Source organism: Methanobrevibacter sp., from assembly GCF_045586545.1.
Lineage (GTDB): Archaea > Methanobacteriota > Methanobacteria > Methanobacteriales > Methanobacteriaceae > Methanocatella.
The window spans coordinates 1-12,143 of the sequence record NZ_JAZNAN010000129.1; the positions used below are offsets into that span (position 1 = coordinate 1).

Below are 12,143 nucleotides of genomic sequence, written 5' to 3' on the forward strand. Positions count from 1 at the left end.
TTAAATATGTTATTAAAAATCGTGACAAATTAAAAATTTATAAAAAATTAAAACAAAATAATTATTATGATGCACTTGACTACACCAATTGCCGATGAGGATTTGAATTGTCTAAATGTTGGAGACCAGATTACAATTTCAGGGACAATCTACACGGGCCGTGACGCTGCCCTGCCCCAGCTTGTAGAGCTGGTTAAAAATGATGAGGTCCCTTTCGATTTAAATGGAGCCGTCATAATGCATACTGCATTCAGCGATGCGGGAATTGCTCCAACAACAAGCAGCAAAGTAGAAATCGAATCAACAATACCTGCATTAAGTAAAGCAGGCGTTAAAGTTCATATCGGAAAAGGAATGTTAAGTGACGATACAATCAACTCTTTAAATGAATATAACTCTATTTTTGTAATTACTCCACCGGTAGCGGCACTGCTTACAAGCAAAGTTCTGGAAAAAAAGTGTGTTCTATTTGAAAATGAAGGCATGGAAGCCATGTTTGAATTAAAAGTAGAAAAAATTCCTGGAATAGTAGCTATCCAGGACGGTAAAAAAATTTAAAAGAAGACTTATTCTTCGTCGTCTTCTTCATCAGCTGCTTCTTCTTTTTTCTCGAATTCATCTACGAAATTAACTTTGGTAATGCCGTCGATGTTGTCCCAGATGTCTTTAGCAATTCTGAATCTTGCAAAGGTAATGTCCATGTAAGATTGTTGATCGAATTTAGCCATTTCATCCAATTTGATGTTAGCAACACCATCAACGATGTCGATTTCAGTTTTGTCAACATCTACATTAGGGTTGGAGTAGTGTAACTCAATCATACTTTTGATTTTATCTGATTCATCATCAATGATTTCGGTAACTTCAACATCGTAGATTAAGTCTTTTCCAGCTAATTCGTGATTAAAGTCAACTTTTACTCTTCCACCATTAACGGTTAAGATTTTACCGGTTGCACCATCGGAAGTGATTCTCATACCTGGGAAAGGAGTCATGCCTTGTTTTTTGAATTCTTTCATAGGCACTAATTGGATTAATTTAGGGTCTCTTTGACCGAAACCGTTTTCAGAATCTACTTCAACAGTTTTTTTGTCTCCTTCTTCTAATCCGGTGATTGCTTCTTCAATAGCTGGCAATAAATGATTTCCACCAACAACAATAGGAATTGCTTTGTAAGTTTTGTTTTCATCGAAAATTCCAGCTTCTTGTGCGACTTCATCATAAGTAGTATCGAATACTTCATCAGTTTCTTTAATTCTTCCAGTAAAATTTACTCTTACAAAATCTCCGTTATCTATAGCCATAAAAATTACGCTCCTTAATAATTTTGATTAAATAATTTGTTAATAAATATAACACTAATAAATATAGCAAACCTTACTTATTAAAGTTTTGTTTAATGATGATGTTAATGTAAAAAATAAGAGATAATGAAAAAATTAAAATGGAAGACTTGTATATGTCGTATGTATCCTGTAGGAGTTAGTATTCCAGTTATTTATTTTGCCTAGAGAATTTCTGCAACTGCTCGGATCTCCGCAAATCCAAGTTTTATCGACTAAAACCTGAGTCCAAACATGGCCAGTTGTTTCATCTGAAAATTTGCAAACCCCATGAACATATCTCGCTTTAAAGCCTGCTGTCCTATACATGGCCACCAGTAAATGTGCCTGATCGGCACAATTGCCGCTTTTAGTATTTAATGTAGATACCGCGCCTTTGTGAGAGTTATAATAATGGTCATATTCTACCTCATCACATACAAAATCAAATATTGCTTTTGCTTTGTCTACATTATTGGTTAAACCACTGGTTAATGATTTTACCAATGCCTTAATCTTTGCGTTGTTAACCTGGCAATAGCTGGAAGATTTGAGATATGCACTTGAATATGAAGATGAAGTTTTCTGATTCAATCCTTTGCCGAATTTAGAAAGCTTTACGGTTATGGACTTGGATGTGGAACTTGGAAGATAACCATTACTGCCTGTGAAATTTACAGAAACCTTATATTTTCCTAACGGAACTGCGGTTTTGATTATTGCATATCCATTTGATGCTGTCTTTCCACTATAGGTTTCCCCATCAATAGTTAACTCAATATTGCCCAAAGAGAGAGGTTTGCCATTGGAATCAACCAATAAAACTTTAAAAGCCTGTAAGTTATCCTTGTATGACTTTCCACATTCCCATGTGAGCTTGGAAGGGCTTCTTTTAAAGACTGTTATTTTGCAAGACCCTGAAGTTCCAGTTACATAAGAATCATCGGGCGCACTATAGCTAACAGTATAATTGCCTAAATTTAGAGTGATGGGTACAGAAGCTATTCCATTATTGTCCGTAGTCTTCTTGTAGGTTTTTCCATTAATATTAAAGGTTACGGTCCTTTTAACTAAAGGAACCCCATTAGCATTGAATGATACCTTAAATGGAGTGTCTGCACCATAACCAAACCGAGTTGTGCTCTTTACTGTCAGATTGGTTTTTGTAGTATCAAGAATTGTGATTGAATTTTTAACTTTAGAGGATTTGAAAAACTTGTTACCTTTATACTCGAATCCGATGGTGAAAAAGCCTTTATCAACCGGCAATTTGAAATTTACAACACCATTATTGTCGGTTTTTCTGGAATATGTTACTCCATCAAGGTTGATTTTAATAGATTTTCCGACCTTTGCATCATCATCCAAATTAGTTGAAAATTTGATTTTTATGTTTTTAGTATCATTTGGAAGGAAAGTGTGGAAATCAGAGATATTGACCTTCAGCTTAGTAGTTGCAATATTGTAAATTTTTACAGTATTGGATTTTGATAATCCATCTTTATTATAGCAAACGACTTTATATTCTCCTTTCTTGAGATTGTTCAAGGACAATTTTACTTTTCCTTTTGAGTTTGTTTTAACTTTTTTGACCTTGCCATTGATCTTTATTTTAACCTTCTTATTTGACAATACCTTACCATTGCCTTTAAAGAATTTTACAACAAATTTTCTACTGTCCCCCTTTACTTTTTTAAGGTCAGAAGAAGTTATTGTTGATAGAATCTTAAAAGTAGTTGCTGATTTATATCCAGTAACTGGATTAGTTGAAATTACATTAAAAGTACCTGGCTTAAAGTTCATCTTTAAACTTGCAATACCATTATTATTAGTTTTTTTAGAGTAGGTTTTTCCATTAACGGTAATGTTTACCAAAGTATCCTTTAAAGGATTGCCTTGGACATCAAGAAAGACTGCTGAATATTTTGTAGTTCCTTTATAGTACTTTGTTATGTTGCTTGCAATGATAGTTGGCAAAATCTCAACAGTTGAAGTTAGCTTGGATGACTCATAGTCATCATCTCCTGAAAAATATGAGGTTATTGTGTAATTTCCAGGATTTAATTTTAAATTAAGACTTGCAATTCCATCATTATCAGTTCTATTAACATATTTAACATTATTTACAGTAAAAGAAACATTTCTATTTGCTAATGCGCTGTTGGAATCGTTTAATATCACATTATAATGACCATAAATACTATTTGTTGGTGATGATAATTGGGTTTGATTTTTATTGTTATCTCCTAGAGTAGCATCATCATTAGTAAACTCTTCCAATTGAGTGTTATTTTCAATTTGAAGGGGAACATCATCAATAGAGTTTATTGTTTGTGAATCTGTTGCATTTACATCACTTGCTTGAATTGCAGTGATTGAAAACAGGATAATCAACAATAAAAACATTGGAAGTGATATTTTTTTAATCAAACCTCATTTCCTCCAGCAGATAATTAACAATATACTTTTCATCCAATGAAAAAGTTAAAAAAAAGTTTATGTGAGCCATAAACTTTTCTATTCGCGAGTTGTTGGTATGAACGGAATAATAGCTTCTGCCAATTTACTAATAGGCATGGTTTGAATCCATACTTTTCCAGGTCCGGTTAATCTAGTGAAGAATAGGCCTTCTCCAAATAATATATTTTTAGCCCCTTTAAGTCTTTCAACATCAAACTGAACGGATTCTTCCATAGCTGCAATGTGGCCCGGATCCACTAACAGTTTTTCACCAGGCTGCAATTCACGTTCAATTACTTCACCATCAATTTCTAAAAATACAACTCCATTTCCACTGAATTTTTGAAGAATGAAACCTTCACCTCCAAATATACCTGCTCCAAGCTTATTCTTAAAGTATATGTCGAGGTCAACACCATCTTCAGCTGCCAAGAAGGCATTTTTCTGACCGATGATTGTATTTGTTCCATCCAATCTTACAGGAAAAATCTTTCCTGGAGTGCGTGCTGAAAATCCGATTTTTTGATTATCGGATTTTGCTGTAAAGTAATTTAAAAAGATTGTGTCTCCTGATAGGGCTCTTCCTAATCCTTTTAAAAGACCTCCTCCAGTATTAGTATCCATTTTTATGTCAGAGCTCATGAAAGCCATTGCGCCAGTTTCATTTTTCAGGGTTTCCCCTTCTTGTAATGTGCATACTACAATAGGGAAGGAACCTCCAGTTATTTCATATTCCATTTAATTTCACCAAAATATTGTTTATACTTAATCTATTAAATTTTTAATATATAGGCATTTTGATTATAATACTTACCAAATGCTCTCGGTAAAAAACTAATATTTATAATAAATATAAACTTATTCATGCAAAGAAGAGGAGCAGTTAACTTACCCCTTCATGGAGGACATCCTCCAAGTTGGTTATTTTCTAGAATGGTTAATCTATCAGGTGCACTGGCTTCAGTAATCATTGAAGAATATAGTTTAGCCGAATTCTTAAATAGAATTTCCAATCCCTACTGGTTTCAGGCATTTTCTTGCGTTTTAGGCTTTGATTGGCACTCTTCAGGAACTACAACCACGACTCTTGGAGCCCTTAAAGCATCATTAACTCCCGAAGAGCATGGAATCTATTTGACTGGAGGCAAAGGTGCCAAATCCCGGAAAACACCAAAGGGAATCGAACATGCAGGTGAAGTATTTAACTTAAAAACAAAAACAACTGAAAAACTCGTTGAAACAAGCAAATTATCCGCTAAGATTGATAACTCCTGCATTCAAGACGGATACACATTATATCAGCATAATTTCTTTGTAACAGAAAAAGGGGATTGGGCCGTAATCCAACAGGGAATGAACACCCAAACCAAATATGCTCGAAGGTACCATTGGTTAGGTTCAGAAGTTGAAAAGCTCCTAAATGACCCTCACAGCGGAATATCCTGTGATAGAAAAACACCCAACACCCTCAATATGTCTTCAAAAGACAGCGAGGAAGCTCAAAAGATAAGCGTTGATTTGATAAATGATAATCCAAATCACTTAAGGCAATATTTTAAAAGAAAAGATAATCAGTTGCTCTTGGAAGACTTTACTATGCCTGCCCACCATCCCGTTCTTGATATGGACATCTCCGATGCCGAATTTGAAGTTCTGACAAGAGCCTGGGAAATACAGCCTGAAAACTATGAGGAATTAATACTGCTTAAAGGAATTGGCCCTAAAAAAATAAGAGCCCTTGCACTAATCTCTGATTTGGTATATGGCGAGCCAGCCAGTTGGAAAGATCCTGTAAAATATAGTTTTACTCACGGAGGAAAAGACGGCTTTCCCTATCCCGTTGACAGAGAAGTCTACGATAATTCCATTCAAACAATAAGAGACGCACTTGACCAAGCACGTATAAAAAAAGATGAAAAATTAAAAGCCATTAAAAGATTGGATGATTTTATCTCCTAACGGTTTTCATTATGAACATTAACTGTTTTTCCATGAGCTGTTGGAATAACTTCAAGCACTGGATTTTCAAACTCCAGTTCAAACTCCTTGCCGTCCATCAGCAGGTGTTGAAATACAGCTAAAGAAGATACTTCAGAATGGGGTTGGGTTGTAACAGACATATTCCAATCAGCAGCCTTATAGACTTTTCCAGGGACTTTAGCTCCACCAACGACAATTAAAATATCGCTACCATCTTCCCTTATCTCAGGTGCCACTTCATGAGCCTGTGATCCATACATTGTCAAGTGGACTACTTTACCACCGTCTGCCTTCCATTTGTTGATGACCCCCATATAGCTCTCTGTGTGTTCTATTTCAAAATTTCCTCCAAATCTTGATGCTGTATCCCTTACATTTTCCATGAGTTTGTTATCACGTTCACCGGCAAGATAGATTTTGCTTGCTCCAAAAGCACGGGCTGTCAAGCATACATGGGTTGTAATTCTTGTATCCCTTTTTAATCTGTGGTCTAATCTTAAAACATTAACATTCATATTATCATTTAATTATTATTCATTAAAATTATTTAAATTTGATGAGAAAAACCACTTGAAAAAATTATTAGTATGGAGGTGATACAATTTAAAAATATAATTAAGTAAATTTTGAGGATATTCTTCGACCAGTGGCCAATCTCATCAAAACTACTTTTATCAGACACACTATATAAAATGATGCTTTTTTAAACTTCAAAATTGATTTAAACATGTAATTATAAGTTAAAGGAAATATAAAGCTACACTCATAAACAATAATGAGAATAACCTGCCAACTTCATTGCTCATTCCTAAAACATCGCCATTTGCCAAGACAAAATTACGTCTTGCAATTGTAGCAATCATGATTCCACTAACAATTGCCCCAATGACTCCTAAAACACCTACTAAACTACCTAATAAGAATGCAACAATGCCGCAAATAATAGTTGAAGCAAAATAGTTAGTTATTGTTGTTTCTTTTATAAAGTAACTGCCAATTCCCGGAGTTAAAGGGCGGGACAACAAAGCTGTAGTTAATAAAGAAGTTTTTGCAGCCATCTCACAGATGATAATCCCATAAATGAAATGATAATCTAAGATGTTATATAATCCGCCAACGGTTAGGCTGGCCACTACAAATAATGTTGCAACCCCTCCGGCACCAACTGATGAATCTTTCATTACACGGATTTTACGTTCAGGGTCTCCATGAACCATTACTCCATCCGCCATATCCATTACACCATCTAGATGGTTATAGCCGGTAATAATCATTAAAAATGCATAAACAATAACTGCTGTGAAAAATGAATTTAAATGCAACATCTCTAAAGATACATAACCACAAATGGCTGCTAAAATACCTATGAATATGTGTATGAATGGCCAGCACCAAGTTAATTTAGTCATATACTCAATTGATGTGAAAACATTAATTGGTATGATTGTTGAGAATGTTAAAAGGCCTAAAAGAGACCTGATTGGTGAGAATTCCTCATCTTCAAAATAACTATCATCTTCCATTTTTTATCCCTCAAATATTTTTGACACGCACCCTGCAATCAAACCTGCGAAAATATCATCGAGCATTGGAGGCAATCCATAAATAATACCTGGTTTTGCTTCATCGTATCTTTTAAAATCTAATGCGGCCTTAGTTCCCGCAATCTGGTTTGAAATTGCAATGCCCAATACCTCATCAGCATACAAATAATCCGGATTATCACTTACATCAAGTTCACGTATTCTATTTCCAGTTAAGTCCTGTTCTGTTCTCATTGCAGCAACTAAAAGTGCAATGACATTAATGTCAGTTAAAGATTCAAGAATTTCCGCTTTCATTTTTGATTTTAGCTCGTCTGTAACCTCCACCCCTTCTACAAGCTCCAAACCCGCTTCAACCAAGTCTCCAATTAAGATTCCCTCGCCAACGAAATAATCAAGAATTCCAAATGTCAAATCAAATTTTTCAAATGCGTCCTCTATGCTAATTTCGATAGCCTCTTCAATTCTAACCTTTAACTCACCAAAATCAATATCATCATATTCTGCATTGTTAATGTCTAAACTTCCATCATTTTCAGGAACATTAGCTAAAACAGCCAAAAAATCATCAGTATTTAAGATGTTCTGAATATGAACCGGAAAGGCCATATTGGCCAATGTTCTGGCTTTAACATTAGTGATTATTTTAAATATTTTAAGCAAGTTCTTTGGTGATATTACTTTATCAATGTAAACTACATGACTTAAATTAATTCTTGCATCAGCAAAACCTTTAGATGAGTTTGCAACTTTCAAATGTTGGGTGAAATCCTCAACATGAACATCATTTGCCATGAATGTGAAAATAATTAAATCATCATAGGTTTTTGTAAAATAATCGAGAGAATCAGTTGCCTGTGCAATGTATGAACCTTGAGATTGGTTAAATGCCTCAGCCCGTTTTGCAGTAGCTTCAAATTCATCTTTGGAAATTAATATGTTAACATTTTCAACAATATCAATACCATCACTAACTGTAAAATCGCTAAATGCCAAAAAGTGATTTGGATTATTAATGCAAATTCCATAATCTTTTTCGACGATATTTGATTTCATGTGATAATATATATTAATTATTTAATTTAAATTATAGTATATTATAATTCAAAAAGGACTTATCATTATGACAATTATTATCGACCCACAAGGAAGCGGAATAGCTGGAAATATGTTGATTGGCGCATTTGTTGATTTAGGAGCCGATGCAGATAAATTAAAAGAGATTATGGAGAAATCTGCAGAACCATTTGGAAAAGTAGATGTAAGTTTTACAAAAGTCACAAAACACGGCATTGAATCAACATTTTGCAATGTCGAAATGCTTGAAGAAAAAAGTTCAATAAGTTATCCGAATTTTATTTCCAAGATAAAAGAGTTAAATTTAGATGATAATGTTAAAGAAACCTCAGTTAAAGTTTTTGAAAGAATTGCAAAAGCAGAAGCAAAAATTCATGGCAAAACTATTGAAACCATTCATTTTCATGAGGTTGGGGCCAGCGATGCGGTGGCTGATGTGATAGGTTCTATTTATGCATATTATTCATTAGGATTGGATGACGAAAAAGTTATAGGTCTTCCAATTGCTGTTGGTGGAGGTAGAGTCAAAACTGCACATGGAATCATACCTGTTCCTGCACCTGCAGTTGTTGAAATCTTAAAAGAAGCCAAAATTATAGGCGGACCAGTTGATTCGGAACTTGCAACCCCAACTGGAGCTGCAATCTATATGGAATTATGTGATGAAATAAAGGAGTTCATTCCACAAATTAAACCTGAAAAAACAGGCTATGGAGCAGGTATGAAAGACTTTGACCATCCAAATGTCTTGAGGATAATCAAAAGCTCCGACATTATAGAAAATGATGAAATTGATGTGATTGAAACCAACATTGATCATTTGACTGGTGAAGAAATAGGATACCTCTTTGATAAACTACTAGAAGCCGGTGCAAGAGATGTATCAATTACACCAATAATAATGAAGAAGAACCGTCAAGGAAGTCTTTTAAAGGTCATTTCTAAAAAAGAAAACAGAGAAAAAATAATTGAAAGCATTTTCAAGGAAACCGGAAGTTTAGGAATAAGAATTGCTCCAAACATCCATAGGGGAATTGCAAAAAGGGAATTTGAAAAAAAGACTTTTGACATTGCCGGTGAAGAATATGAAGTGACATTTAAAATAGGATATGTCAATGGAGAAGTTATCTCAAAAAGGCCGGAATATGAAGATTTAAAGAAAATAGCTGAAGATAGCGGACTTCCGTTAAGAGAAATAAAAGAGATGATTAAATGAAAAAAGCCATTTCAGTATTATCTGGAGGTCTTGATTGTACAGTTGCCACCAGCGCTTATTCCGATGAATATGAAATTCATGCAATAACTTTCAATTATGGTCAAAAAGCATTCAAAAGGGAACTGCAAGCTGCCCAAGAAATCTGTAGAAAAATGAGCTGGAAACATGAAGTTATTGATTTGCCATGGCTGGCGAAAATCAGCACTTCAAGTCTAAACACTGATGAAGAAATTCCTGAAGTTTCAACTGATGATTTAAACGATTTAGAAAAAACCAAAGAAACTGCAAGCAGCGTTTGGGTTCCTGCAAGAAATATGGTGTTCACTTCAATAGCAGTATCTTATGCCGAAAGTATCGGCGCTGAAAAGATAATTGTTGGATGGGATGCAGAAGAAGCGGCAACATTTCCGGATAATTCAAAAGAATTCTTAAATGCTTTTAATGAATTGATTGAAGTTGGATCTCCTGAAAAAATTAAAATTGAAGCACCAGCCATAGATTTAAGTAAAGAGGAAATAGTGAGGTTAGGAGTTGAAGTTGGTGCTCCAATGGAATTAAGCTATTCTTGTTATAAAGGAGGAAACAAACATTGCGGCGTTTGTGAAAGCTGTGTGAGGCGGAAACGAGCATTTGATAGTTTAAACATTAAAGATGAAAGCGAATATGAAATTTAATCATATTCATTTAACTCTTTTTTCCAATCCCCTTCATCTAAAGACCTGTTAGATCTCATGCAATCCATTGCATTTTCTACAGAACAATATAACTTATCCACACCACGAGCAGATTTTTCATAATTTGCTACACGAGATTTTCTAATGCCTATCCTGCCTGCCTCGGAATATGAATCAATGTCTGCTCCAATGTAGATGAATTCCCAATTATGGTTTGCAATCATATTGCTGATTTGAGCTTTTGAATATTCGCATGATGAATTTTCATATCCGTCAGTCATGATAACGAACAACACGTTATTGTCTATTTCTCTTTCCATTGAGGTTATTGTTCTTCCGATTGCATCTAAAAGAGCGGTTGAACCCCCAACCATATATTCATTGCAGGTTAATTTTTTAACGTCTTCAATTGCTTTTCTTTTGTACAAGACTTCATAGTCATGTGCAAAAAAGATAGTTGTTACATTGGTATTTAAGTCTTTCTTGGTTTCTCTTTCAATGAAAGAATTAAATCCTCCAATTATATCTTCTTCAGACCCATACATTGAGCCACTTTTATCGATAAGAAATATCAAATCGACAGTTTGATTTTGAGGTGCAATTTTCATTTTTTCACTTCCTTTGGTGTTTTATATGGACTTTTGTTAATAAGTTGTTAGTAACTTACACACAATATATTAACAATAACTAGTATATAAAGTTTTCCGAAATGAAAAAAAATAAAAAAAGTTAATCCCTTTTAAGAGACCTTATCATTAATCACACAATCTTAAAGTTTAGTTCCACATTTTGTGCAGAACTTAGAATCAGCTTCTAAAGGAGCACCACATTTTTGGCAAAATTTTGCGGTGTTAGGTTCATGAGAATCTTTAAATTCTTCTTTAGGAGTGACCTTATCAGATAAAACTGGTTGAGAGTAAAAATCCTTTTGATTTTCAATTTCATGAATCATTTCATTCATGACAGCTATTCTTTTTGAATCCGCAGGATGAGTTGAGAAGAAATCTGTATTATTAGGATTTCTGCCAGACATGGACTGCCAAAATGCAGGGATTGAAGAAATATCATAACCTGCCCAATGAATAATCATCATACCAAGTTTATCAGCTTCAAGTTCCTGGTCCCTTCCCCATGGATTCAATAGAAGATATTGGGAACCTGCACTAGCAACATTAGTAGCCGCCCTTGTCAAGTTTCCAAGCGCTCCCAAACCAAAAAGATCCATTGCAAGACTACCTACCCAAGCCGCAGAAGTTACTGCATTGTGAGCAGTTTGTGCACTAGCTCTAGTTCTTGAATGGTCAAGAAGAGCGTGGGCCATTTCATGACCTAAGATAAATGCCACTTTCTCTTCAGTATTGGCAACTGAAAGAATACCTGAAAACATTATAATCTTTCCTCCAGGCATGCAAAATGCATTTACAGTGTTATTTGCCACTAAATGGAAGTCCCAATCATAATAGTTTTCAACATAATCCAACCTGCCTATTTTAGCCAAATATTCATTTACAGCATTAATCAGTTTTATCGCAACATTTCTGACGATTTGTCCATCTTGAGTATTATCTAATAATTGTGATTTGTTAACCATGGCATAATACTCGTTATAAGACTGTTGCAGGAATTTATCGTCGTTTACCATATCAAAATGTTTTTTGCCAGTAAATGGATTTACTGCACTTCTATCATTTTTTGCCATGATTAATAATATGTTCGAACATTATAATATATTTGTGCAGAAAATTCCAATATGACAAAACGAAATCATATTTTGCATATGGTGTTGACAAGCATAGCAATAACATATTGTAATTATTTTAAATATTGAAAAAAATTGTTATTACATTAAAAAATAAGAATAATTAGAGTA

At 34.4% G+C, this 12,143-nt stretch carries 12 protein-coding genes; 4 read left to right on the forward strand and 8 right to left on the reverse strand.

The window, feature by feature from the left end:
• Window positions 1-66: 66 nt before the first annotated feature.
• Window positions 67-558, forward strand: a complete 492-nt coding sequence (locus ACKI3D_RS09610) for a fumarate hydratase C-terminal domain-containing protein (protein ID WP_407394059.1) — start codon at window positions 67-69, stop codon at window positions 556-558.
• An 8-nt stretch (window positions 559-566) separates the two neighbouring features.
• Here the strand turns inward: ACKI3D_RS09610 and ACKI3D_RS09615 are convergent, their stop codons facing one another.
• From ACKI3D_RS09615 to ACKI3D_RS09625, 3 genes are all read right to left on the reverse strand, one after another.
• Window positions 567-1,304 carry a peptidylprolyl isomerase gene (locus tag ACKI3D_RS09615; protein WP_407394061.1) on the reverse strand — a complete coding sequence of 246 codons (738 nt, stop codon included), beginning with the start codon at window positions 1,302-1,304 and terminating at the stop codon, window positions 567-569.
• Window positions 1,305-1,439: 135 nt separating this feature from the next.
• Window positions 1,440-3,752 carry a transglutaminase domain-containing protein gene (locus ACKI3D_RS09620; protein WP_407394063.1) on the reverse strand — a complete coding sequence of 771 codons (2,313 nt, stop codon included), beginning with the start codon at window positions 3,750-3,752 and terminating at the stop codon, window positions 1,440-1,442.
• A gap of 87 nt (window positions 3,753-3,839) precedes the next feature.
• Window positions 3,840-4,520 carry a TIGR00266 family protein gene (locus ACKI3D_RS09625; protein ID WP_407394065.1) on the reverse strand — a complete coding sequence of 227 codons (681 nt, stop codon included), beginning with the start codon at window positions 4,518-4,520 and terminating at the stop codon, window positions 3,840-3,842.
• A 126-nt stretch (window positions 4,521-4,646) separates the two neighbouring features.
• Between ACKI3D_RS09625 and ACKI3D_RS09630 the strand changes: the two genes are divergently transcribed.
• Entirely contained in the window at window positions 4,647-5,741 is a 1,095-nt protein-coding gene (locus ACKI3D_RS09630) for a DUF763 domain-containing protein (RefSeq protein WP_407394067.1), read from the forward strand.
• Here the strand turns inward: ACKI3D_RS09630 and ACKI3D_RS09635 are convergent.
• From ACKI3D_RS09635 to ACKI3D_RS09645, 3 genes are all read right to left on the reverse strand, one after another.
• Window positions 5,738-6,277 carry a tRNA (cytidine(56)-2'-O)-methyltransferase gene (locus ACKI3D_RS09635; RefSeq protein WP_407394069.1) on the reverse strand — a complete coding sequence of 180 codons (540 nt, stop codon included), beginning with the start codon at window positions 6,275-6,277 and terminating at the stop codon, window positions 5,738-5,740. The genes ACKI3D_RS09630 and ACKI3D_RS09635 overlap by 4 nt on opposite strands.
• A 225-nt stretch (window positions 6,278-6,502) precedes the next feature.
• Window positions 6,503-7,285 carry an adenosylcobinamide-GDP ribazoletransferase gene (gene cobS / locus ACKI3D_RS09640; RefSeq protein WP_407394070.1) on the reverse strand — a complete coding sequence of 261 codons (783 nt, stop codon included), beginning with the start codon at window positions 7,283-7,285 and terminating at the stop codon, window positions 6,503-6,505.
• Window positions 7,286-7,288: 3 nt separating this feature from the next.
• Window positions 7,289-8,362, reverse strand: a complete 1,074-nt coding sequence (locus ACKI3D_RS09645; protein ID WP_407394072.1) for a phosphatidylglycerophosphatase A — start codon at window positions 8,360-8,362, stop codon at window positions 7,289-7,291.
• A gap of 67 nt (window positions 8,363-8,429) precedes the next feature.
• Here ACKI3D_RS09645 and larC point away from each other — a divergent pair, with 67 nt between their 5' ends.
• On the forward strand, window positions 8,430-9,599 hold the full coding sequence (gene larC, locus ACKI3D_RS09650; RefSeq protein ID WP_407394074.1) for a nickel pincer cofactor biosynthesis protein LarC: 1,170 nt from the start codon (window positions 8,430-8,432) through the stop codon (window positions 9,597-9,599).
• Entirely contained in the window at window positions 9,596-10,273 is a 678-nt protein-coding gene (gene queC / locus ACKI3D_RS09655) for a 7-cyano-7-deazaguanine synthase QueC (protein ID WP_407394075.1), read from the forward strand. Before larC ends, queC begins: the two co-directional genes overlap by 4 nt.
• On the opposite strand, the gene ACKI3D_RS09660 is transcribed toward queC, so the two are convergent.
• The gene (locus tag ACKI3D_RS09660; protein WP_407394076.1) at window positions 10,270-10,881 is read right to left on the reverse strand and encodes a vWA domain-containing protein; all 612 of its coding nucleotides are present in this window, start codon (window positions 10,879-10,881) and stop codon (window positions 10,270-10,272) included. The two genes, queC and ACKI3D_RS09660, sit on opposite strands and share 4 nt — an antisense overlap.
• Before the next feature lie 161 nt (window positions 10,882-11,042).
• Window positions 11,043-11,972 carry a M48 family metalloprotease gene (locus tag ACKI3D_RS09665; protein ID WP_407394077.1) on the reverse strand — a complete coding sequence of 310 codons (930 nt, stop codon included), beginning with the start codon at window positions 11,970-11,972 and terminating at the stop codon, window positions 11,043-11,045.
• Window positions 11,973-12,143: the final 171 nt, after the last annotated feature.

Coding starts and splice junctions, on each gene's coding strand:
- ACKI3D_RS09615 (WP_407394061.1), bottom strand. CDS start 1,304: ATGGCTATAGATAACGGAGATTTTGTAAGAGTAAATTTTACTGGAAGA.
- cobS (WP_407394070.1), bottom strand. CDS start 7,285: ATGGAAGATGATAGTTATTTTGAAGATGAGGAATTCTCACCAATCAGG.
- ACKI3D_RS09660 (WP_407394076.1), bottom strand. CDS start 10,881: ATGAAAATTGCACCTCAAAATCAAACTGTCGATTTGATATTTCTTATC.
- ACKI3D_RS09625 (WP_407394065.1), bottom strand. CDS start 4,520: ATGGAATATGAAATAACTGGAGGTTCCTTCCCTATTGTAGTATGCACA.
- queC (WP_407394075.1), top strand. CDS start 9,596: ATGAAAAAAGCCATTTCAGTATTATCTGGAGGTCTTGATTGTACAGTT.
- larC (WP_407394074.1), top strand. CDS start 8,430: ATGACAATTATTATCGACCCACAAGGAAGCGGAATAGCTGGAAATATG.
- ACKI3D_RS09610 (WP_407394059.1), top strand. CDS start 67: ATGATGCACTTGACTACACCAATTGCCGATGAGGATTTGAATTGTCTA.
- ACKI3D_RS09635 (WP_407394069.1), bottom strand. CDS start 6,277: ATGAATGTTAATGTTTTAAGATTAGACCACAGATTAAAAAGGGATACA.
- ACKI3D_RS09665 (WP_407394077.1), bottom strand. CDS start 11,972: ATGGCAAAAAATGATAGAAGTGCAGTAAATCCATTTACTGGCAAAAAA.
- ACKI3D_RS09630 (WP_407394067.1), top strand. CDS start 4,647: ATGCAAAGAAGAGGAGCAGTTAACTTACCCCTTCATGGAGGACATCCT.
- ACKI3D_RS09645 (WP_407394072.1), bottom strand. CDS start 8,362: ATGAAATCAAATATCGTCGAAAAAGATTATGGAATTTGCATTAATAAT.